Source organism: Faecalispora anaeroviscerum, assembly GCF_947568225.1.
Taxonomy (GTDB): Bacteria; Bacillota; Clostridia; order Oscillospirales; family Acutalibacteraceae; genus Faecalispora; species Faecalispora anaeroviscerum.
Map to the genome: position 1 here is coordinate 276,446 of NZ_CANOOQ010000001.1, position 22,293 is coordinate 298,738.

At 49.9% G+C, this 22,293-nt stretch carries 17 protein-coding genes and 1 other annotated feature; of the genes, 13 read left to right on the forward strand and 4 right to left on the reverse strand.

All coding sequences use genetic code 11. The annotated features are described in order from the left end of the window. Window positions 1–1,615 precede the first annotated feature (1,615 nt). The 6 genes from QOS46_RS14255 (at window position 1,616) to QOS46_RS01430 (ending at window position 6,834) form a co-directional block, all read left to right on the forward strand. Complete coding sequence (locus QOS46_RS14255; protein WP_408611467.1) at window positions 1,616–2,965, forward strand: MSCRAMM family protein; 1,350 nt, start codon at window positions 1,616–1,618, stop codon at window positions 2,963–2,965. A 73-nt stretch (window positions 2,966–3,038) separates the two neighbouring features. Then, the gene (locus tag QOS46_RS01410) at window positions 3,039–3,755 is read left to right on the forward strand and encodes a class B sortase (RefSeq protein ID WP_408611468.1); all 717 of its coding nucleotides are present in this window, start codon (window positions 3,039–3,041) and stop codon (window positions 3,753–3,755) included. 128 nt (window positions 3,756–3,883) lie between these two features. After that, window positions 3,884–4,270 carry a desulfoferrodoxin family protein gene (locus QOS46_RS01415; protein ID WP_283606728.1) on the forward strand — a complete coding sequence of 129 codons (387 nt, stop codon included), beginning with the start codon at window positions 3,884–3,886 and terminating at the stop codon, window positions 4,268–4,270. 193 nt (window positions 4,271–4,463) lie between these two features. Continuing rightward, window positions 4,464–5,270 carry an MBL fold metallo-hydrolase gene (locus QOS46_RS01420; protein WP_283606730.1) on the forward strand — a complete coding sequence of 269 codons (807 nt, stop codon included), beginning with the start codon at window positions 4,464–4,466 and terminating at the stop codon, window positions 5,268–5,270. An 85-nt stretch (window positions 5,271–5,355) separates the two neighbouring features. Continuing rightward, window positions 5,356–5,419: a sequence feature (sodium ion sensor (DUF1646 type); this cis-regulatory element may regulate processes involved in with the transportation of sodium ions), on the forward strand. A 120-nt stretch (window positions 5,420–5,539) separates the two neighbouring features. Further along, entirely contained in the window at window positions 5,540–5,689 is a 150-nt protein-coding gene (locus QOS46_RS01425) for an OadG family protein (RefSeq protein ID WP_283606731.1), read from the forward strand. An 11-nt stretch (window positions 5,690–5,700) separates the two neighbouring features. Then, window positions 5,701–6,834 carry a sodium ion-translocating decarboxylase subunit beta gene (locus QOS46_RS01430; protein WP_283606732.1) on the forward strand — a complete coding sequence of 378 codons (1,134 nt, stop codon included), beginning with the start codon at window positions 5,701–5,703 and terminating at the stop codon, window positions 6,832–6,834. Window positions 6,835–7,117: 283 nt separating this feature from the next. On the opposite strand, the gene QOS46_RS01435 is transcribed toward QOS46_RS01430, so the two are convergent. After that, the gene (locus QOS46_RS01435) at window positions 7,118–7,636 is read right to left on the reverse strand and encodes a peptidylprolyl isomerase (protein ID WP_283606734.1); all 519 of its coding nucleotides are present in this window, start codon (window positions 7,634–7,636) and stop codon (window positions 7,118–7,120) included. 229 nt (window positions 7,637–7,865) lie between these two features. Between QOS46_RS01435 and QOS46_RS01440 the strand changes: the two genes are divergently transcribed. The 4 genes from QOS46_RS01440 to QOS46_RS01455 all read left to right on the forward strand — a co-directional run bounded on the left by QOS46_RS01440 (window position 7,866) and on the right by QOS46_RS01455 (window position 13,414). After that, a complete protein-coding gene (locus QOS46_RS01440) occupies window positions 7,866–8,624 on the forward strand; it encodes an exodeoxyribonuclease III (protein ID WP_283606735.1) in 759 nt (252 codons plus the stop codon). Window positions 8,625–8,740: 116 nt separating this feature from the next. Next, a complete protein-coding gene (locus QOS46_RS01445) occupies window positions 8,741–10,675 on the forward strand; it encodes a fructose-1,6-bisphosphatase (protein WP_283606738.1) in 1,935 nt (644 codons plus the stop codon). A gap of 156 nt (window positions 10,676–10,831) precedes the next feature. Continuing rightward, window positions 10,832–12,442, forward strand: a complete 1,611-nt coding sequence (locus tag QOS46_RS01450; protein WP_283606740.1) for an MBL fold metallo-hydrolase RNA specificity domain-containing protein — start codon at window positions 10,832–10,834, stop codon at window positions 12,440–12,442. Window positions 12,443–12,832: 390 nt separating this feature from the next. Beyond that, window positions 12,833–13,414, forward strand: a complete 582-nt coding sequence (locus tag QOS46_RS01455; protein WP_283606742.1) for a LysE family transporter — start codon at window positions 12,833–12,835, stop codon at window positions 13,412–13,414. A gap of 83 nt (window positions 13,415–13,497) precedes the next feature. On the opposite strand, the gene mscL is transcribed toward QOS46_RS01455, so the two are convergent. The 3 genes from mscL to QOS46_RS01470 all read right to left on the reverse strand — a co-directional run bounded on the left by mscL (window position 13,498) and on the right by QOS46_RS01470 (window position 18,344). Beyond that, complete coding sequence (mscL, locus tag QOS46_RS01460; protein ID WP_283606744.1) at window positions 13,498–13,938, reverse strand: large-conductance mechanosensitive channel protein MscL; 441 nt, start codon at window positions 13,936–13,938, stop codon at window positions 13,498–13,500. Between the two features lie 198 nt (window positions 13,939–14,136). Continuing rightward, entirely contained in the window at window positions 14,137–15,438 is a 1,302-nt protein-coding gene (locus tag QOS46_RS01465; RefSeq protein WP_283606746.1) for a 2-hydroxyacyl-CoA dehydratase, read from the reverse strand. Window positions 15,439–15,449: 11 nt separating this feature from the next. Then, window positions 15,450–18,344 (reverse strand): acyl-CoA dehydratase activase, encoded by a 2,895-nt coding sequence (locus tag QOS46_RS01470; RefSeq protein WP_283606748.1) that lies wholly within the window; start codon window positions 18,342–18,344, stop codon window positions 15,450–15,452. A gap of 746 nt (window positions 18,345–19,090) precedes the next feature. Here QOS46_RS01470 and QOS46_RS01475 point away from each other — a divergent pair. From QOS46_RS01475 to QOS46_RS01485, 3 genes are all read left to right on the forward strand, one after another. Beyond that, entirely contained in the window at window positions 19,091–20,218 is a 1,128-nt protein-coding gene (locus QOS46_RS01475; protein WP_283606749.1) for an ABC transporter substrate binding protein, read from the forward strand. Window positions 20,219–20,357: 139 nt separating this feature from the next. Next, window positions 20,358–21,278 carry an ABC transporter permease gene (locus QOS46_RS01480; RefSeq protein WP_283606751.1) on the forward strand — a complete coding sequence of 307 codons (921 nt, stop codon included), beginning with the start codon at window positions 20,358–20,360 and terminating at the stop codon, window positions 21,276–21,278. Continuing rightward, a complete protein-coding gene (locus QOS46_RS01485) occupies window positions 21,253–22,056 on the forward strand; it encodes an ATP-binding cassette domain-containing protein (protein WP_283606753.1) in 804 nt (267 codons plus the stop codon). Before QOS46_RS01480 ends, QOS46_RS01485 begins: the two co-directional genes overlap by 26 nt. Window positions 22,057–22,293 lie beyond the last annotated feature (237 nt).

Sequence of the window (22,293 nt, forward strand, 5' to 3'; positions counted from 1 at the left end):
TATCAATGGCAGCGAAGCTGTTTTGGTCATCCCGCTTGCGGCAAGTGACCTGAATAAGCCGCTGACAGTTACGTATCAGACGAAGGCAATCGCGACTTCGAGCGGGACGTATACAACGAAGGCATTGAAAAATGCCGTTACTATGTTTTGGGGACCCGGCGATGCGGAGTATAATCCTGGCGGCGGCTCCGGTGGTTCCGGCGGTGGAGGCAGCTTACCTTCATTTTCGTTCAACGTGAGCAAAGATGTTAATATGAACTACGCCCTTTTAACCAAAGAGGCCGGTAAATATACTCCGTCTACCCGTGAAATGATTTGGAACTTCAATGTAAACTACAGCGGCCGAGAGATTAAAAGCGCGATTGTTACCGATGTCCTGAAAGATTCTCTTCAGCAGTTTAAGAGTCTGCGTTATCAAACGATTACCAGAGATTCTTCCAATAAAGAAACCCCCAGCGGCTGGGCTGCTATGGGGAAAGACACAGGGAGTCCGCATTACACACTAACCCAAAATCCCACCACGCATGAAACAACACTGGAAATATCACTGGGTGATGTACCGGAAAATGTTGTTTATCAGCTGGAACTGAAAACTACTGTGGTTGACCCGGAGATTTTAAGCAAAAATGCTTCGAAAGCCGGTACATTATCGAATTCGGCTGAAATTAAGGGTGAAATCTTCGGTAAAGAAGAAAAACAGACGGATGACGCCTCCTTGGATGTTGCGAACACCATTCTTGTCAAAGACAATATTGATAAAAATAGTAATGGGGGCAATTACTACGATTTAGATACCCATCAGCTGTATTGGCGGGTTACAATCAATCAGAATAAAGCCAATATAAAAGACGGAGCGGTTTTGACGGATACCGTGCCTCTGCACACGGATTTCGGTAAGCTGCTGAAAGTGACACGGACACCCTTAAGCGGAACGTCGGAAACAAAAGCCGACCTAAATACGGCGGCGGATGGTTCCGTAACAATGGATGACCATCAGGTCATTACGTTGAAGGATGATGGCGTAGACAAGGATGGGCGCCAGATCGTGCAGTTTGAGTTCAGCAAGGCGTTTAACGACAAGTATGAGCTGGTCTTTACCACAACCGTAAAAGAGGAATACCGTGAAGAGATCGCCAAGAAGCTCAAGCAGTATTCCTTTCAGAATAATGTTGCGCTGGCCGGTGAGCTTGTTGATCCAACAGGGGTAAAAAACGCAGCGATTAACGCCAGTGATGACGCAACGCATAACGTTAACATCCCTTCTGTTACAAAGAGCGGCGATTATTTTGAGCTGAAGGATTACCCGAGTTACGGAACCATCTCTTACGCACACTGGACGATCAAGCTGAATCGTGACCAGGTGGATATGACCGGAGCGCGCCTGGAAGACCAGCTCAAGACCTGGTTCCAGATGATTCCGGAATCGGTTGCGATTGTGGAAGGAATGGTAACCTCAGATGGGAAGGACATTACCCCGCTGAACAGTACAAAAATTACCGATGGCCTTACCGTTACAGACGGCGGCTTTGCGTTTGACATTCCCGCCGCGTATGCAAAAAAGCCTCTTATCATTACGTTTGATACGAGAGTGATCGATGACGTTTCGGCGAATAACATGATCAACTCTGTATCCTTGAAATGGAAAGGCGGTGACGAAACCGATTCAGGGAATACAAACGCGAACGGCGCTAAGGATTTCTTTGCGGCCAGCTACGCGACAGCGGCAAAAATCCCCTTGCTGCAAGTGCAGAAAACCGATGCCAATAGCCACACGGCACTTGGCGGTGCTGATTTTGTTCTTAGCGCTTTGAAGAAAAGCGGCACCATGTGGATACAGGATACTTCCATTTCGCAGAAATCAAAAACCACTGTTTCTTCGACCGGTTATGCGAACTTCCTGTTCCTGAAAAGGGATGTTCTGTATAAGGTGGTTGAGTCAGCTGCCCCCAGCGGTTATATGCCAGACAGCAGGCCGCGGTATTTTGTTTTCCTGAAAGATACCGTTGCAGGTGACTATCCGGCGGGTACAACAGCTGTGGATGCCAGCACCTCATCTTATATGCTGCCGTTTACGAACAGTCAGCAGTCCGGTACGATTCAGGGCAAGAAGACAAATACCTCGGGCGGGGCTTTGCCCGGTGCGGTAATCGGTCTGTTCCCGGAGAGCGAAACAGTGTATACCAGTGCCGAGGCGTTACAGACCTATGTCAGCGATAATACGACCGGGGCATTTCACTTTACGGCTGCTTCCGGCACATATAAAATTGTGGAGATTACGCCTCCCCCCGGTTATTTGCTGAATCAGGGTACCGTGTATACCGTAACAGTGCCCGCAGGTACAAATGTTACCGTAGATAAAGACGTTAATAATAATGCAATCACCATTGCCAATACCAAGAAACCCACCGGCGGTGGCGGCAATCCCGGCGGTGGCGGCAATCCCGGGGGAGGCAGTACTTCCGGCTACATTGTCATTGAGAAGTCCTCCGAGGACGGAGTGCTCTCCGGCTTTACCTTTGAGATTACAGACGGCAAGACTTATACCGAACGTTTTGTGACGGACGCGGATGGACGTATCATGACCGGTGAGCTGCCAAAAGGAACGTATACGATTCATGAAGTTGCGGTAGAAGGAGTGACGGATCGATACGAGCTTCCGAAGGCGCAGACAGTGCGTCTTTCCGGAGTGGGCACGAAGGTCAGCTTCAAAAACAAGCTGCTTGAAGAATTCATTCCGCCTGAAGAGGTGCCTTTGGGCGGAGGAACGGAACCAACGCCCCCGACGGAGGTGATTCCCGATGATGATGTTCCGAAGGGAGGCAAAGAAACCTTCGGGCCGAAAACCGGCTATACCGGTGCATCTCCGTTATGGTCGCTGATGCTGGGCCTCTCTCTGGCAGGCCTCGGGTATTCCGTTATTTCCCTGCTGGTTTCTAAAAAACAGGGACGCCATGCCCACAAATAAGCAGACGGTAAAGCATCGTCTGGCCGTAGTCGGATGCATCCTGTTCGGCGCTCTGGCTTTGATTTCCGGAGCCGTGCTGCTTCTGGATGATCAGCGCCAGAGCACGGCTGACAAAGAATTTGAAGATTTGCGCGTAACCATATCTGCTGATGGCTTATCGACCGCCGGGGAGTCCTCCTTCCCGGCGGTTCTTCCCAAAACGCCCGCGGAACGATATGGTGAGCTTGCCAAACAAAATTCAGATTTCGCCGGATGGATTCAGATTGAGGGAACCTCGATCAATTATCCGGTAATGCAGACTCCCAAAACCCCGGACTATTACCTCAATCACGATTTTCAGCGCAAATACAGCCCTTATGGAGTTCCGTATGCGGATTCCCGCAGCGATTTGTCGGGCGGCAACGTGCTGATTTATGGGCATCACACCAAAAACAAAGGAATGTTTGGGGTGCTTGTGGATTACGAAAAGCAGTCCTATTACAAAGAGCATCCAATGATTTTCTTTGATACGCTGGAGCAGTATGGGGTTTATCAAATTGTAATGGTTGTCAAAACTACCGCGCTGCTGGATGACCCCAATGCCTTCGATTATACAAAGGCTGCCTTTCCTTCCAATGAAACGGAATTTCAGAAATTTGTCACTGCGTGCGAAAAGAGCGAGCTGTATAAAACCGGCGTAGGCACGTCGTTCGGGGATCGACTGCTGCTGCTGTCTACCTGTGAGTATTCCAAAGAGGACGGGCGTTTGCTTCTGGTTGCAAAGCAGGTAAAAACCGCAGCTCTAAAATAATTAAGAATAATTCGCGATTTTTTAAGGAATTTTGCGAATAAGTGTAGATTTTACCATAATATTACGATATAATTAAAGTAACGGCAATCGCCGTTTCGATTTTAGGACAAATGGAAAGGAGCAGAAAAATGAACAAGGAACAAAAATTCTTTATCTGTAAGCATTGCGGCAATTTGGTTGGAATGATCGTGAGTTCCGGCGCACCTATGATGTGTTGTGGGGAGAAGATGACCGAGCTGGTTGCGAATACTACTGATGCTGCTACCGAGAAGCACGTTCCCGTTGTCACCGTGGAAGGGAATACCGTTCACGTCGTTGTTGGCAGCGTAGAGCATCCCATGCTGCCGGAGCATTTTATTCAGTGGATTTATCTGCTGACCACCACGGGCGGCCACCGTACGGCTCTTCAGCCCGGAGAGGCTCCGAAAGCCGTCTTTACATTGCAAGACGATGAAAAGCCGGTTGCGGTTTATGAATACTGCAATTTGCACGGCCTGTGGAAAACAGAACTGTAATTCAGCCTCTGTTTCCTTATTTTGTTTCGAATTGCAGCAAGAAAAGTCCGCTTAGGGCTGTTGCCCAGCCGGCGGGGTGTTTTCTGCTGCTGCGAAGGAAAGGCATCTTACCTCTTAGTAAGGTGCCTTTTGTTCTATCAGGCGCTGGTCATTAGACAGCCTGATGAAGATGATTCACAAAGGAGGCGTGTCATTGAAACTGACGGTTTTGGTCGACAATAACACCTATATTAATCAGTATTACCTGGGAGAGCCAGGCGCTTGCTATTATATTGAGGACGGCGGCGAGAAAATTTTACTCGATACCGGCTATTCCGACATTGCCGGGGAAAATGCCCGCAAAATGGGGATCGATCTGAGCGGGCTGACGAAGATTGTCTTTTCCCATGGCCATAACGACCACACGGGTGGATTGCAGTATTTAAAAGATGAATATGATTTATCAAATGTAGAGATTATTTCGCACCCGGATGCCTGGAAAGCAAAACGGTTTGGAACAGAAAGCATCGGCGCGTGTTTTTCCGAACAGGAAATTGAGGGAATTGGCCGGCTGCATCTGACCAAGGAGCCGCTGCGGCTTAGCGAGCGCCTCTTCTTTCTCGGCGAAATTCCAACGGTTTGCGATTTTGAGCCCCGTGTGGCTTTAGGCGAACAAAAAGCAGACGAAGACTTCTGTGACGATTATGTGATGGATGATACTGCTCTGGCCTACTGCGGGGATGACGGCGTTTTTGTCATTACCGGCTGCTCGCACAGCGGAATCTGCAATATTATAGAGCAGGCGAAGAAGGTGTGCAATTCCGAAACGGTGACGGGCGTGATTGGCGGTTTTCACTTGTTCAAGGTGAGTGAAAGGGTAGAGGCTACCATCCGGTATTTCGAGGAATCGGGAATCCGCCGCCTGTATCCCTGCCACTGCACATCGTTTGCCGTTCGCGCGGAGATCCATCAGAAAATTCCTGTCAAGGAAGTCGGTGTGGGCTTTACGCTCTCTTTGTAGTGTGCCGGAAAATTGATTAGGGTGGTATGCTTGACTTCCGCTCGAAACGTGAGTATAATAAGTACAAATTGAAATACAAAATACCGGTTGGACAGGCATTCGTTTATGAATTTCTGTTTTCAAGATTTTAGCTTTAAGGGTGGGAAGCTTCTGTGAGAAGCTCTCCGCCTTTTTTGTCGTCTTTTTTCCTTTGCTTCTTGCAGAGCATACCGTCTCCTTTTGGCAATCTGACCCGCCGGGTATGGCGTTAAGAGAAAGGGAGGATTGAAATGACTGTGTCGGAAGCGGTATTGGTTGGTGTTTTCTGTATGTCTCTTGTCTTTGCAATTCTGGCGGTACTGTACTTTTTAATTCGCATTTTTACCGTTGGAATCCGCAAATTTGAAAACAAACATACAGAAAAATCAGATCAAAGATAGGGGGAAGGACATTGTTTATTGAAGCAATTCAGACTTTGGTTCAGAGTTCCGGCTTTGCGGCCCTTACCTGGCAAAGCGTTGTCATGATTGTGCTGGCGTTAGTATTAATTTATTTCGCGATCGTTAGAAAATTTGAGCCGTTGCTCCTTCTGCCCATTGCATTCGGGATGCTGCTCATCAATCTGCCCATTACCGGACTGATGGACACCCCGGTAGATGGACATGCTGGCGGATTGCTCTACTACTTATATCAAGGTGTGAAGCTTGGAATCTACCCGTCATTAATCTTTTTAGGGATTGGCACGATGACGGATTTCGGCCCGTTGATCGCCCGGCCAAGCAGCCTGTTTTTGGGCGCGGGTGCACAGTTCGGCATTGTGATCGCTTTTGTTGTGGCGATTGCTCTGGGCTTTACTCCGCAGGAAGCAGCATCGATTGGAATTATTGGTGGTGCTGACGGCCCCACGGCCATTTATCTCACCTCGAAGCTTGCGCCAGATCTTCTGCCGTCCATCGCGATTGCGGCGTATTCGTATATGGCGCTGATCCCGCTGATTCAGCCCCCGATTATGCGTGCGCTGACGACAAAAAAAGAGCGCGAGATCAAAATGACCCAGCTGCGCAATGTTTCGAAGCTGGAGAAGGTATGCTTCCCCATTATGGTAACGATCCTTTGCATTTTGCTGCTGCCCTCTGTTGCACCGCTGATCGGTATGCTGATGCTGGGCAATCTGTTTAAAGAATCCGGCGTTACAGAGCGTCTTTCGAATACCGCCCAGAACGGGCTGATCAATGTCGTTACGATTTTCCTCGGGGTAACGGTTGGGGCCACCGCAACGGCGGAACAGTTCCTCAGTCCTTCTACTTTGAAAATCATTTTTCTTGGACTGATGGCTTTCTGCTTCAGCACCATCGGCGGCCTTTTGCTCGGCAAGCTGATGTGCTTTTTGTCAGGTGGAAAAATCAATCCGCTCATTGGTTCTGCCGGCGTTTCGGCAGTTCCCATGGCCGCCAGAGTCTCTCAGGTGGAGGGGCAGAAGGCGAACCCCGGCAACTATTTGCTCATGCACGCCATGGGCCCGAATGTAGCCGGAGTCATCGGTTCGGCCGTTGCGGCAGGCATCCTGCTTTCACTGTTTCAATAAGAGTTTAAGATACGATTTTTGCTCATTTTCCATGCAGAAGGAGAGAAAGAACAACTGGGTTCTTTCTCTCCTTCTATTTTTAGAATTCAATTTTTTTAGAAAAAGCTATAGAAAAAGATCAATAAAAAAGAGCGTTGCTTTTTTATCGATCCTTTACTTTTTATGAAAAATGTTATACTATTTAAGAGTAAATATGGTTGTTTTCATCAATGTTCTTTGAAGAATACAAAGCGTCCCCGCTGGATTCCCGGCTGGAGACGCCCATTAACAAATAAAAGGAAAATCAGAGCGGAAGAATCTCGGGCTCTTCGTACTCCACGCCAAAGGTTTCAGCGGTTACCTTTTTCATAACCTGATCTTCTCTCGGGCGGTCTTTAGCATCGCGAGCCGCCCAAACAATGCGGTCTACTTCCTCCAACCCTTCAATGACCTTGCCAAAAGCGGTATAGTTTCCATCCAGGTACGGAGCATCGCCAGCCATGAGGAAAAACTGGGAACCGACGCTGTCAGGATGAGAGGCACGGGCCATGGAAATCACGCCCTTGGTGTGCTTTAAATCATTCTGAAAGCCATTCTTGGCAAATTCTCCGCGAATATGGTAACCGGGGTCGCCCATGCCGGTGCCCTCCGGGTCGCCGCCCTGAATCATAAATCCGGGAATCACGCGGTGAAAGATAGTACCGTCATAAAACCCCTTCTTTACCAAAGACAGAAAATTGCGCACGGTATTCGGTGCAACCTCAGGGTACAGTTCTACTTTAATAACGCCCTCGGCGGTTTCGATCGTTACAACAGGATTCATTTAAAATTCCTCCATTATTTTAATGCTTATGGTCGTGAATCACTTGAAATGTGACTTTACGTGAAGGTGGCGATTTTTTCTACCGCCAAAGGCGGGGAAAGAGATCATAACCTTTTCCTATATTATAAACTGAAAAATCGATTTCAGCAAGGCAATACAGGTTTTTACAACAAAATTGGTTCTATTTCCCGGCGGACGGGTCTGCCGGACAGCAAAAAGGAGAAACAGCATGAAATTGGTGTCTTGGAATGTTAACGGAATTCGGGCCTGCCTGAATAAGGGCTTTCTCGATTTCTTCCGGGAGGCGGACGCAGATATTTTCTGCCTGCAGGAAACAAAAATGCAGGAGGGGCAGGTGGAGCTGGATTTGCCAGGTTACCGGCAATACTGGAATTCCGCTGAAAAAAAGGGGTATTCCGGAACGGCGGTGTTCACCCGAAAAGAGCCGCTTTCCGTTTGTTATGATATTCGGAATCCGGAGCATACCGGGGAAGGCCGGGCCGTTACGCTGGAGTTTGAGTCGTTCTACCTTGTGAATGTGTACACCCCCAACTCCCAGCGCGAGCTTGTGCGTTTGTCTTATCGGATGGAATGGGAAAATGCGTTCCGTGAGTACGTAACGGCGCTGGACGAGAAAAAGCCGGTCATCATCTGCGGCGATCTGAATGTGGCGCATCAGGAGATTGACCTGAAGAACGCCAAGAGCAACATGGGCAATGCAGGCTTTTCTTACGAGGAGCGCGGCAAGCTGACCGAGCTTCTGGCCAGCGGATTTCTGGACAGCTTCCGTGAGCTATACCCGGATCAAACCGGCGCCTACACGTGGTGGTCTTATATGTTCAAGGCACGCCAGAACAACGCGGGCTGGCGCATTGATTATTTTTTGATTTCCGAACGGCTGCGCGAAAAGCTGAGCGACAGCCTGATTTATTCAGAGGTGCAGGGCAGCGATCACTGTCCGGTAGGACTAATACTAGCCTGTGACTAAAAAGTGAAAGAATGGGTGTCTCTTTCGCTAGAGGCGAGGGCAAGACACCAAGCATGATTCACTGTTTTTATGAAGGGTCTGTATGATTTTATCTGATGAAAAGGGGGATGTAAGTCATGCGCAGCACAGAATATCACCTGTCAAACCATGAACTGAAATATCTAAGGCTATTGGCGGATAACTATCCGACCATTCAGGCGGTCTGCACGGAAATTATCAACCTTCAGGCCATTTTAAATCTGCCCAAGGGTACAGAGCATTTTATGAGCGATTTGCACGGTGAGTACGATGCCTTTTACCACATTGTGAATAACTGCTCCGGCGTTATCCGCGAAAAGGTAGATCTGGTATTTGGGAAGACGCTGTCCGATCAGGAACGCTCCGAAATCTGCACCCTGATTTATTACCCGGAGCAAAAGCTTCGCTACATTAAGCAGTCGGAATCTAATCTGGACGCTTGGTACCAGAAAACGCTGCATCAGCTCATCAGCGTCTGCCGCGTTACGGCGTCTAAATATACGCGGTCGAAGGTCAGAAAGGCCTTGCCTCCCGAGTTCAGCTACATCATCGACGAGCTTCTGCATGCGCAGTCTGGCGAAGACAGCAACCAGCAGGTGTACCACGCAAAGATCATCGATACGATCATCGGCATCAACAATGCGGATGAGTTTATAACGGCGCTCTGCTCGCTGATCAAGCGCCTTGCGGTGGATCACCTGCATATTGTGGGCGATATTTTCGACCGTGGCCCCGGCGCGGACCGTATTATGGATCTTTTGATGAAGCATCACGCAGTGGATGTGGAGTGGGGCAACCACGACATTCTGTGGATGGGCGCGGCCTCCGGCAGTGAGGCGTGCGCTGCAGCGGTAGTGCGCAACACCGTTGCCGGCGGGAATCTTGCCACACTGGAGAGCGGCTACGGGATCAGTATGCGCGAGCTTGCCATGTTTGCGAAAGAGCAGTACCCGGAATGCGAGGATTTAAACCATGCCATCCGCAAGGCGATTTCGATTATCTTGTTTAAGCTCGAGGGCCAGCTGATCCGCCGTCACCCAGAATTCCAAATGGAGCACCGGATGCTGCTGCATCAGATTAATTATGAAAAGGGAACCATTGAAATTGAAGGGAAGACCTACACGCTCAATACAACGGTGTTCCCGACTGTTAGCCGCGAAACTCCTTACGAGCTGACGGAAGAAGAGAAGAGCATTCTGCATGGGCTGATGGAGGATTTCAAGGAAAGTGAACGACTGCACCGCCATATGCGATTTTTGTACGCAAAGGGCAGCATGTATCAATGCTTTAACCAGAACCTGCTGTTCCATGGATGCATCCCTATGACGGCTGACGGTAAACTGACCAGTGTGAATGTGGGCGGGCGAACGGTGAAGGGCAAAGAACTGATGGATCTTTCGGACAAAATTGTGCGCAGGGCCTATTTTGCTCCCCCCACTGCGGCAGATAAGCCGTTCTGCCTGGATTATATGTGGTATTTGTGGAGCGGCAAGGATTCCCCACTGTTCGGGCGTGAGAAGATGACGACGTTTGAGCGCATGTTTATCGATGACAAAAGCTCTTGGGTGGAGAGTAAGAATCCGTATTATAAATGGTACAATCAAGAGGAAGTCTGCGAAATGCTGCTGAGGGAATTCGGCCTGAACACGCCGTTCTGCCATATCATCAACGGCCATGTGCCGGTGCGCGCGGGCGATGGGGAAAGCCCAATCAAAGCGGGCGGAAAGCTGATTGTAATCGACGGCGGCTTCTGTGAGGCATACCACCATGCCACGGGGATTGCCGGATACACCCTGATCTACAATTCGCATGGAATGCGCATTAAGTCGCACCAGCCGTTCGGCGGGGTGCGCAGCGCGCTGGAGGAGAACAAGGACATTCAGTCCCGCTCTGATGTTTTTGAAACTCATTTTGCCCGTATGATGGTTATGGATACCGATAACGGAAACGATATCAGCAACCAGATTTACGATCTGACCATGCTGCTCAACGCGTACCGTCAGGGCCTGCTTTCGCCTAAGGTGACGAAATAATTTCTGCAGGGGTCTTGTAATTTATGGTTGACCCCGGTATTCTTATAGGAACAAATAAGCATGTTCCCGCTTTCGATGGGGAGTATGCAAAAGGCTGTCTATCAATAAAAAGGCAGTCAGCAACAGTTTGGAAAACAGGATAAGGGAGGCGTTTTGATGTATTTAACGTTCTTTGGCGCAGATAAGGAAGTAACCGGAAGCTGCCATTGTGTAGATACCAATGGAGTCCGTTTTTTGGTGGATTGTGGACTGCAGCAGGGACAGGACGAAAAGGATAACGCTGTTCTTCCGTTTTTGCCCATTTCGGTGGATTTTGTGGTCTGCACTCACGCGCATATCGACCACAGCGGGCGGCTTCCGCTTTTGGTAAAGCAAGGTTTCCACGGCAAGATTTATGCGACCGGCAAAACGTGTGAGCTGCTTTCCATCATGCTGCGTGACAGTGCGCATATTCAGGAAATGGATGCGACCAATGAGAATCGCAAGGGGCGCCGCGCCGGCCATGAACTGGTGGAGCCACTTTATTCCATTGATGATGCTGAAAAATGCCTGACCCTTTTGGAGCCGCATGAGTACGGTGAGATTTTCGAACCTGCACCCGGTATCCGGCTTCGTTTTTCTGATGCCGGCCATCTGCTTGGGTCCGCGTTTACAGAGGCTTGGCTGACCGAAGGGGACGTAACAAAAAAGGTGGTTTTTTCCGGGGACATCGGCAACAAAAATCAGCCGTTGATTCGCAATCCCCAGTATCTATTGGAAGCAGACTATGCTGTGATGGAGTCTACCTATGGTTTAAAGCAGCACGAGCACGTTGACGATTACACCCCACAGCTCGCGGAGCTGATCGACAAAACGCTGGCAAACGGCGGCAACGTGGTGATCCCGGCCTTTGCTGTGGGCCGTACGCAGGAGGTTTTGTATTTTATCCGCGAGATCAAGGAGCGCCATCTGGTCAAAAGCTTTCCGGATTTCCCGGTGTATGTGGACAGCCCCCTCGCGGCAGAGGCCACGCGTATTTTCAGCGGTGACTTAACCGGCTACGCCGACGAAGAAACACTCAAGATTCTGCGCTCCGGTTTTAAGCCGATTTCGTTTTCCAACCTGAATATCAGCCAGAGCGTGGAAGATTCCCGTGCTTTAAACATTGACACGACTCCGAAGGTGATTATTTCGTCCAGCGGCATGTGTGAAGCGGGGCGGATTCGGCACCATTTAAAGCATAATCTCTGGCGGCCGGAATGCGCGGTGCTGTTTGTCGGCTACCAGGCAAACGGTACGCTGGGTCGTTTGCTGGTAGACGGTATTAAAGAGGTCAAGCTGTTCGGCGAAGAGATTACTGTTCAGGCTCAGATTCATAATTTTCGTGCGCTCAGCGGCCACGCCGACCACGACGGTCTTCTCGAATGGCTGAAAGCATTTGAGCCAAAGCCGCAGCGTGTGTTTGTCGTACACGGGGAGCGTGAAACCTGCCTGGCTTTTTCCGAAGAACTGAATGATATGGGCTATTCTATTTATGTACCAAATTTTGAGGCCAGGTACGATCTGCTCGCAGACAAAGAACTGGACTTCGGTGTGGATGTCTCTCTGGAGCGCAGTGAGCAGCCGCAGAAGGCCAAGGCTCGCAAGCTTGCTTCTGCATTTCAGCGACTGCTGGCCGCGGAACGCCAGCTGCACCAGACCATTTTGCGCAACGAGGGCGGCGCTAACAAAGACCTTGCCCGCTTTGCCGACCAGATTCTCTCTCTTGCAAAGAAATGGGAGCGCTGAGCTGCTTTCATAGAAAAAGCTTCATGTAAAATTATGTCTGGCTTTGCCAGTGCCGGTTAGAAACTTCATATACAGAAAAACCTCCTTTTGCCTGGACTTACCAGCCCAAGTGAAAGGAGGTCTTTTATAAAAGCCAAACAAATGCTCTTGTATTGCTATTACTTCCGATTGACATAGTAACTTTATTTTGTTATAGTTATTCGATGAAAGAAAGCATAATGAGGGTGCAGTTAAGCGGATTGTTTCAAAATATGTTTTTGTTGGATCGAAGCCTTCGTGGAGCACTGATCCAGAGGATAAGATTTATTCGGCAGTGTAAGCCTTTCTTTAAAAGCCGAGGGGTATATATCCCTCGGCTTTTTCGATCTATTTAGTCAGGAGTATGTTAAAATGTTTTCGATATCGGGGTTTTTATCTTATTGCTTTATCAATGCGTTTACTCCCGGGCCGGGTAATCTTCTTGCACTGAACACAATGGTTCGGTATGGATTCCGAAAAAGCCGGTTCTTGCTGGCCGGTATTTTTTTAGGCTATTATGCGGTACAGACAGCCTGTGCATTTATGGTCTATTCTTTGGGATCGCACTTTGAGTCTGTCCTAAGTTATATGAGATATATCGGCGCGGCCTATATTGTCTGGCTGGCTTTTCATATATTAACCAGCAAGCCAGCTAGCGATTACACGCAAAAAGCCCCCAATCTGTTATCGGGCTTTCTCCTCCAGCTAATTAATGTGAAAATATATATGTTTGGCATAACTGCCTTGATTAAGTATGTCACTCCTTTCAGCAGCAGTCTTGCTGTTGTACTCGCTACTTCATTCCTGATTGCGACAATGGGGACCTGCGCTACAACAGTTTGGGCCTTTTTCGGCACAATGATTCAAGGCATATATGATCGATATTACTTACCGGTGAACATTATCATGGCTCTTGTTCTGCTGTACAACGCTTTTACCATGATCATTCACTAAGAGAAAACACAGAAATGCGCCTGGAAGCAGCTGATGATAGCCACACCCAAGCGCGTTTTTTTCTATTTTCATAAAAACGGGAATTACCCTTTGTTATTTTCTTTCAGCAAATCCCGAATTTCCGTCAGCAGCGCTTCTTCCTTGCTTAGCACCGGAGCCTCCGGCTCGGCAGGTTCTTCATCCTTCTTTTGACGCAGCTTGTTCATTAGCTTGATCATCAGGAAGATGACAAAGGCGGTGACTATAAAATCCAGTACGTTCTGCAGAAACGCGCCGTAAGCGATAACAATATCGGCTCCGCCAAAGGCGTTGGGAACGCCAACGGCCAGCTTGCTCAGGTCAATCCTTCCAGTAATCGCCGAAAGCACAGGGGTAACGATGTTTGTCACCAAAGAGGTAGTGATTTTTCCGAATGCACCGCCGATGATCACACCGACGGCAAGATCGATCACGTTGCCGCGCATTGCGAATTCTTTAAATTCCTGGATGAACTTTTTCACGTTTTGTTCCTCCTGTTTTCCCATAACTACACTCCAAAAATAGGTTTACTTCTTTTCCATAAAAACGGTAAAAGAGAGCTGATTTCTCCCCCTCGAAAGGATAGAGGCTTGTTTTTTTGAATTACAGATTAATAATCGTTATCATATCAGAATTTGTCAAAAAAATCAACTTTGTGCCGGTAGGGAAACCGGGACACAAAGTTGATTTTTTTGGATGATTTATCAATGCGGTATAACTGCCGCCGGTTCTGTCGTGCTTTGCTTCAGGGCTTCCCGGGCGACCGCCAGCATCAGCTTGATGCGGTTTTCCTGATTCACACGTGTCGCGCTCGGGTCGTAATCAATCGGCACAATGTTGGCACGGTCGTCGATTTCCTTGATCCGGCGGATCATGCCCTTGCCGCAGATGTGGTTCGGCAGGCAGCCGAATGGCTGTGTGCAGACGATATTTTCAAAGCCGCATTCAACCAGCTCAAGCATCTCCGCAGTCAGAAGCCAGCCTTCACCCATCTTGTTGCCGTAGCCGATCACATCCTTGACCAGCGCCTTCGTGTGGGTGTAATTCATCGGGGCCTCAAAGCAGGGCTGCGTTTTTACGGCAGCGATCAGAAGCTCCTGCATTTTCATCAGGTAATCCATCATGGCTTTCACCACGCGGAATTTGATCGGGTTGCCGCCGTAGAGCTTGATGTCCTCCATGCGGTTATCCACTTTAAACAGCATAAAATTCAACAGTCCCGGCACGTTGACTTCACAGTCCTGCTCGGCAAGGAACTGCTCGAGCTGGTTGTTACCGAGAGGGGAGTATTTCACAAAAATCTCGCCGACGACTCCCACACGCACCTTCGGGATGCGGTGAACGGGGATAGCAGCAAATTCCGCGGTGATTTTTTCTAGGTTGACCTTTTGCTGTTTTAAAGAATAGCCCTCATCGCGGTTGAATTGGTCGGAAAGCTCCGTAATCCATTTCTGAACCAGAGCGGCGCTTTCGCCTTTTTTGATTTCGTAGGGCTTTACCTGATTGTCGAGCAGCATGAGCAGGTCGCCGTACACAAGGCCAGCGATCAGGCGGCGCAGCATGGGCAGGGTCAGTGAAAAGCCCGGGTTGCTCTCAAGGCCGGAGAGATTGAGGGAAACCACCGGAATATTCTCCATGCCTGCCCGGCGCAGAGCCTTGCGGAGCAAGTGAATGTAGTTGGAGGCACGGCAGCCGCCGCCTGTCTGCGTAATAATCAGCGCGGTGCGGTCCAGATCGTATTTTCCGCTTTTCAGCGCGTCCATAAACTGGCCGATCACGAGCAGCGCAGGGTAGCAGGTGTCGTTATGCACATATTTCAGGCCCTCCTGCACGACACCGGGCCCATCATTTTTTAAAAGCACCATATTGTAGCCGCAGTTGCGGAAGACGTTTATAATCAGTGAAAAATGGATTTCCGCCATCTGCGGGCAAAGAATGGTGTATTCCTGCTTCATTTCCTTGGTAAACAGGATACGCCCGGTTTTATCTCTTTTCATTTCCGCCAAGAATACTCACCTCACTGTTCCAGCGCGGCGAACAGGCTGCGCAGTCTGATTTTCACCGCTCCCAGATTCGTAATTTCATCAATTTTGATCTGTGTATAGATTTTTCCTTCCGCTTCCAGAATCTCGCGTACTTCGTCGGTGGTAATGGCGTCTACGCCGCAGCCGAACGAAACCAGCTGCACCAGATTCATGTCCGGCCGGGTGCCAATGTATTTTGCGGCGGCGTACAAACGGGAATGATAGGTCCACTGGTTCAGTACGCCGGTGCGGAATTTTTCCACGCGGTTGCTGATCACATCCTCCGAGATTACGGCGGCGCCGAGGCTGGTAATCAGCTTGTTAATGCCGTGATTGATTTCCGGGTCCAAGTGATAGGGGCGGCCGCTCAACACAATGATCGGCTTTTTGAGGCGTTCCGCTTCCTCAATGATACGCTCGCCCTCCTTGTGCACCTGAGCAAAGTACTTGTCGTATTCCTCGTAGGCGGCCTTTGCAGCCTTCTGAACCTCACGGAGGCTGATGCCGGAGAAATACTGGTTCAAAATCTGGTGCATCTTAATGGGGAAGTCGCGCTTTCTGTGAATGCCAACATAATCGTGAATAAAGGTTTTGGATTTCAAATCTTCCACGTTGGCCGATAGCACCTCGGGGTAATAGGCGACCACCGGGCAGTTGTAATGGTTATCGCCAAGTCCCTCGTCCAGATTGTAAGACATGCAGGGATAAAAGATGGTATCGATTCCCTGCCGCAGCAGTGCTTCAATATGCCCATGCATCAGCTTCGCGGGGAAGCATACGGTATCGGAGGGGATGGTGTGCTGTCCCTCCAAATACAGCGAACGGGTCGAAAGGGGAGAGGGGATTACCTCAAAGCCCAGCGTTGTCCAGAACGAGTGCCAGAACGGCAGAAGCTCGTAGAAATTCAGTCCCATCGGAACCCCGATTTTTCCGCGGGGGCCAGGTACCGGCTGGTAGCTCTGCAACAGGTCGAGCTTGTAGGTGTATATATCGAGTGCAGGCCCGCCCTGCTGGCGCGTAACCGGCTTTTCACACCGGTTGCCGCCGATAAAGCGCCGGTTGCCTCCGAAGTTGTTAATTGTCAGGCGGCAGTGGTTGCTGCAAAGTCCGCAGGTTGCCACCTTTACTTCATGGGTAAAGTCCTTGAGCTCCTGGTAAGGAAGCAGGGTGCTGGTTTCCCCGGCTCGGCTCTTTGCGTACAGCGCCGCGCCGAACGCACCCATCAGTCCTGAAATGTCGGGGCGGATGACGTTAACGCCGAGTTCCTTTTCGAACACGCGCAGCACAGCGTCGTTTAGGAAGGTTCCACCCTGCACCACAATGTTTTTGCCCAGCTCTTCAGCCGAGGCGGCGCGGATTACTTTGTAAACGGCATTTTTGACAACGCTGACGGAAAGCCCCGCAGAGATGTCCTCTGTGGTAGCACCGTCCTTTTGCGCCTGCTTGACAGAGGAGTTCATGAACACCGTACAGCGTGAACCCAGATCGACCGGGCGCTTTGCAAACAGGCCTTTTTTCGCGAAATCCGCGATGTCGTACCCGAGGGTGTTCGCAAAGGTCTGTAAAAAAGAGCCGCAGCCGGAGGAGCAGGCCTCGTTCAAAAAGATGTTATCTACCGCACCGCCCCGAATCTTAAAGCATTTCATATCCTGACCGCCAATATCGATGACAAAGTCGACGTTTGGCATAAAATATTTGGCCGCGGTGAAGTGCGCCATGGTTTCAACAACGCCAAAATCCAAATTAAACGCATTTTTCAGTAGCTCTTCGCCATATCCGGTCACGGCGGCAGAGCAAATTTTCAGGTTGGGGTACTGCTCGTACAAATTCATCAGGTATTCGCGGATGATCGGCACCGGATTGCCGGAATTGCTCTGATAAATGGAATCGAGAAGCTCGCAGTCCTCTCCCAGAACCACCGCTTTTACCGTGGTGGAACCGGCATCAATGCCAAGGTACGCCTTTCCATTATATTGGGCAATCTCTCCGCGCTTGGCACGGCAGCTCTGGTGGCGCTCCTGAAACTCCCGGTATTCCTGCTCATCGCGGAACAGGGAGGGGATGGACAGAAAATTGCTTTTGCCGCGGTATTCTTCTATGTTCGTCAATGCGGTGTCCAAATCCACGGCAGCTTCACTGCTGAAGGCGGCACCCATCGCCACATAGTACAGGGAATTTTCGGGGCAGACACCCGTTACCTTTAAAGCGGTGTCAAAGCTTTCCCGCAGCGCCGCAAGGAAGGTCAGCGGCCCGCCGAGGTAAATCACCTTCCCACGGATTGGGCGGCCCTGCGCCAGCCCGGCGATGGTCTGGTTGGCTACGGCGGCAAAAATACTGGCGGAAATATCGCTTTTGCGCGCACCTTGATTCAGCAGCGGCTGAACGTCAGATTTGGCGAATACACCGCAGCGCGAAGCAATGGTGTAAATCTTTTCGTGCTGTTCAGCCAGCTCGTTCATTTCTTCCAGAGAAAGGTGCAGAAGAGTTGCCATCTGGTCAATAAAAGCTCCGGTTCCGCCGGCGCACGAGCCGTTCATGCGTACCTCGGTACCGCCGGTCAAAAACAGGATTTTTGCGTCTTCGCCGCCCAGTTCAATAATCACATCCGCATCGGGGATCAGCTTGCCCATGGCAACACGGGTGGCGTATACCTCTTGAATAAAGGGCAAATCACAGGTCTGAGAAATTCCCATTCCCGCCGAGCCGGATACCGACAGAAATGCGGGAGCCCCGTTTAACACCTCTGCCTGAATTTTGCGCAGAAGCTCTGCCATTTTTTCAGTAATCTGTGAAAAATGCCGCTCATATGATTGATAAACAATTTGATTATCATCGTTCAGCACGACGCACTTGATGGTCGTGGAACCAACGTCAAGACCGATTCTCATCCTATCGTCTCATTTCCTCCGCAATATTTTGGCTGTTCTGGCTTTTGCATTCAAGGTTAAGGCCGGCACGGCGGCACGCCCTATATTGACTGTATCACGCAGCTTTTAATTAGTTAGGTTGCTTAACTACTTTTTCTTTTTCCTATTGTAATGCAGATTTCGCGTTTTGGCAAGCGCCCTGAGTCGGCAAACGTAATTTTAAGAGAATTACACAATTGATTTTCTTCATATTGTATATAACTGTTCTATAATATACCAGATTTAGTAAAAATTTCAAATAGTGCCAGCACGCATCCTCAAAAAATCGAAATCGTTCTTTATCACTTTACCGTGTTTTTTGTAGAATGTCAATTTTTGGATACGACCTTTTTCGTGATATTAAAGTTGAATTTTAAATCTGCGGTGTTGACAAATGAAAAGAGCCGTCATATAATAAGGGCAATACAAAAACCTGAGAGTAAGAGTAGTAGCCGGGCAAGATGTCTTTTCAGAGAGCTGCATGCGGTGGAATTGCGGCAAGAGATCGCGCGGGGAATGGACTTATGAGGGCGGGGCGAACGGCCACAGTGCTAAGTAGTCTGCGACGGGGGCTCTACCCGTTATCAGAGGAGCGTATATCAAATCGGGTATGCGAGTGAGAGGGCGCTAAAGCGTCAAATTGGGTGGTACCGCAGGAGCTGATGCTCTTGTCCCTGAGCAATCAGGGGCAAGAGCTTTTTTTATTGCCAAATTGGAGGTGGTGCTGTATGCCGGATGGCTGGTGGAAGCTGAAACACGATCAAAAACTTTCCAAATACGACATTGAAATTTTTGAAAAAGAAAGGCTTGGTATTTCTATGAAAAAACTAATGAAAAAAATTGCCGCTGTTTCCCTGGCCGCTGTAATGGCCGCCGGATTTGCCGGATGCTCCAAAGGCTCTACCACTTCTTCCACTCCTTCCGGAGAAGCAAAAACGCTGAAAATCGGCGTGATTCAATACGCCGCGCATCCGTCACTTGATAACTGCTACACGGGCCTTGTGGAGGGCCTGAAGGAAGCAGGGTACGAAGAGGGCAAAAACCTGACCATTGATTTTCAAAATGCGCAGGGCGATGCTTCCAACAGCGATTTGATTGCAAAGAACATGGTTTCTTCCAAATATGATATGCTGGTCGGTATTGCAACCCCGTCGGCGATGTCCGCTTACAGCGCGGCTAAGGATTCCAATATCCCGGTGGTGTTCACCGCGGTTTCCGATCCCGTGGCGGCCGGGCTGGTCAAGAGCCTTGATAAGCCCGAAAACAATATTACCGGAAGCTCCGATGTTCTTCCGCTGGAGGAGCAGGTCAAAATGATTCGCGCGTTTTTGCCGGATGCAAAGAAAATCGGTGTACTGTATACCACCAGCGAGCCGAACTCCGTGAGTCAGCTGGCTACTCTGAAAGAGGTTTCGAAGAAATACAATTTTGAGGTTGTGGAATCCGGCATCGTGAATGCATCCGAAGTAGCCTCCGCCGCCGCGTCGCTCGTCAGTAAGGGCGTCGACTGCATCAATAATTTTACGGACAATAACGTTGTCAACAATCTGCAGGTTGTTCTGCAGTCTGCGAATAAAGGCAACATTCCAGTGTTCGGTTCTGAAATCGAGCAGGTGAAAAACGGCTGCCTGGCCTCTCAGGGGATCGATTACGTTGCGCTCGGCAAAGAAACCGGCAAAATGGCAGCTTCCATCCTGAAGGGCGAGAAGAAAGCCGGAGAAACCCCAGTTTACGTTGTAAAGGATTTTGCTCCTGTGTATAACTCCGATGTTCTGAGTATTTTCGGCCTGACTTTGCCGAAGGACTATCAGAACGCCGAGGCGGTTAAGGAAAACTCTGCGGAATCGAGCAAATAATAACACGAGCGGGCAGCATAAAGCAAAGGGCTGCGGTTCCAAAGCTGAAACAGTTATTTGCAGTTTCTCTGCCCGTAAACACACGGCAGAGAAACTGCCGGTTTAAAACACGATTTGTACGGAAAGCGGGTAACAGCGAATGGATGTTTTTTTCGGTCTGTTCTTCAATGTGATGGAGGAAGGCCTAATTTACGGAATTATGGCGATGGGTGTGTATATTACCTATCGGATTCTGGGGTTCCCGGATCTGTCGGTAGACGGCACGTTCCCGCTGGGCGCGTGTGTAACAGGGGCCTTGATTGCCGTCGGCGTGAATCCCTGGATTGCCTGTGTGGTGGCTTTTCTGGCCGGTGCGGCTGCCGGCTGCATCACCGGACTGCTGCATGTAAAGCTGCATATTACCGACCTGCTTTCCGGTATTCTGGTGATGACGGGCCTGTGGAGCGTGAACCTTGTTGTTACAAGGGGCTCCGCGGTACTTCCGTTCTATAATAAGCCGACCATCTTCACCTCCGGCCCAATCGTTCACCTGATGCCGCCCGGCATGCAGGATTACCGTGTGATTCTAATTGTGCTGCTGGTGGTCATTCTCGTGAAGGTGCTGCTGGACTTGTACCTGAAAACAAAATCCGGCCTGCTGCTACGCGCCTCGGGCAATAACCCGCAGTATGTGATTTCGCTTGGCAAAGACCCCGGCCGGATGAAGATTGCAGGGCTTGCAATCGGCAACGGCTGCACGGCTCTGGCAGGCTCCATTCTGGCACAGCAGACCGAGACCGCCAACATTTACGGCGGTACGGGTATGGTCGTTATGGCTTTGGCCTCGGTTATTATCGGTACCAGCCTGCTTGGGAAGATCAAATTCATCCGCCCCACCGCCATGGTGGTGATCGGCGCCATTCTGTACAAAACCTGCCTGGTCATCGCGATGCAGCTCGGCCTGCCCACCAACTACTTAAAGCTGCTGATGGCCTTGCTGTTCACACTGGCTCTGGTAAGTAATCAGGCGTTCTCGGGAAGGAGGAAGCATCCGCATGTCGTCAACCCAACTCAAATCTGACAGCATGGTCAGTTTGCGGAATATCTGCAAAATCTTTTCTCCCGATTCTGTGAGCGAGGTCGTTCTGTTCTCCGATTTTAATCTCGAAATACTGCCTGGGCAGTTTGTTTCGGTGGTAGGCAGCAATGGCTCCGGTAAAACCACTATGCTGAATCTCATCTGCGGCAGTATCTTGCCCGACAGCGGCAGTATTCTGCTAAAGGGTGAGGAGATCGGTAAGAGGAAGGAATTCCAGCGCTCCCAGTCGATTGGACGGGTATTTCAGGACCCTTCGAAGGGGACCTGCCCCGAGCTGACGATTCTCGAAAACATGGCTCTTGCGGACAATAAAGGTTCGTTCTATGGGCTTTCACGCGGGGTTAGCCGCCGCCGTACCGATGAATACCGCTCCATGCTGCAGCGCCTTGACCTGGGGCTCGAGGATAAGCTCAGCGTGCAGGTGGGCAGCCTTTCCGGAGGGCAAAGGCAGGCACTCGCTCTCCTAATATCAACCATGACGCCGATTGACCTGCTGATTCTGGATGAGCATACAGCGGCTCTGGACCCGCGGTCCTCCGAGAATGTCATGCGGCTGACGCAGGAGCTGGTAACAGAAAAGAACCTGACGACGCTGATGGTAACCCATAACCTGAAATATTCGATTCAATACGGCAACCGGCTCTTAATGATGCACCAGGGCCAGGCTGTAATCGACGCCGCAGATGAGGCGAAGGAAGCCATGTCTACGGATGACCTCCTGAATCGCTTCAATCAAATCAGCCTTGAGGTTGGAAACTGAATTGTTGTAAATGAAAAGGAAGCGGTGTGCTTAGGCGCATTCCCACCAAGATAAACAAAGGCAAGCAGCAAATTTTTGCTGCTTGCCTTTGTTTTTTATACTGCTGTATTTTTCCTTGTAAACAACAAGGGGAGGCTTTTGTTATCATCCGAATTTCAATCAGAATAATATTGCCATTCCGACGGAATGTGGTAAGCAAGAGCAGCTTAAAGTCGTGCTGGGCGATCATAAGATAGT

Excerpts from the sequence above, each read along its gene's own strand:
- QOS46_RS01470 (WP_283606748.1), bottom strand. The coding sequence starts at position 18,344 with ATGAGAATCGGTCTTGACGTTGGTTCCACGACCATCAAGTGCGTCGTG.
- QOS46_RS01480 (WP_283606751.1), top strand. The coding sequence starts at position 20,358 with ATGGATGTTTTTTTCGGTCTGTTCTTCAATGTGATGGAGGAAGGCCTA.
- QOS46_RS01450 (WP_283606740.1), top strand. The coding sequence starts at position 10,832 with ATGTATTTAACGTTCTTTGGCGCAGATAAGGAAGTAACCGGAAGCTGC.
- QOS46_RS01425 (WP_283606731.1), top strand. The coding sequence starts at position 5,540 with ATGACTGTGTCGGAAGCGGTATTGGTTGGTGTTTTCTGTATGTCTCTT.
- QOS46_RS01445 (WP_283606738.1), top strand. The coding sequence starts at position 8,741 with ATGCGCAGCACAGAATATCACCTGTCAAACCATGAACTGAAATATCTA.
- QOS46_RS01485 (WP_283606753.1), top strand. The coding sequence starts at position 21,253 with ATGTCGTCAACCCAACTCAAATCTGACAGCATGGTCAGTTTGCGGAAT.
- QOS46_RS01455 (WP_283606742.1), top strand. The coding sequence starts at position 12,833 with ATGTTTTCGATATCGGGGTTTTTATCTTATTGCTTTATCAATGCGTTT.
- QOS46_RS01435 (WP_283606734.1), bottom strand. The coding sequence starts at position 7,636 with ATGAATCCTGTTGTAACGATCGAAACCGCCGAGGGCGTTATTAAAGTA.
- QOS46_RS01440 (WP_283606735.1), top strand. The coding sequence starts at position 7,866 with ATGAAATTGGTGTCTTGGAATGTTAACGGAATTCGGGCCTGCCTGAAT.
- mscL (WP_283606744.1), bottom strand. The coding sequence starts at position 13,938 with ATGGGAAAACAGGAGGAACAAAACGTGAAAAAGTTCATCCAGGAATTT.
- QOS46_RS14255 (WP_408611467.1), top strand. The coding sequence starts at position 1,616 with ATGATCAACTCTGTATCCTTGAAATGGAAAGGCGGTGACGAAACCGAT.
- QOS46_RS01475 (WP_283606749.1), top strand. The coding sequence starts at position 19,091 with ATGCCGGATGGCTGGTGGAAGCTGAAACACGATCAAAAACTTTCCAAA.
- QOS46_RS01415 (WP_283606728.1), top strand. The coding sequence starts at position 3,884 with ATGAACAAGGAACAAAAATTCTTTATCTGTAAGCATTGCGGCAATTTG.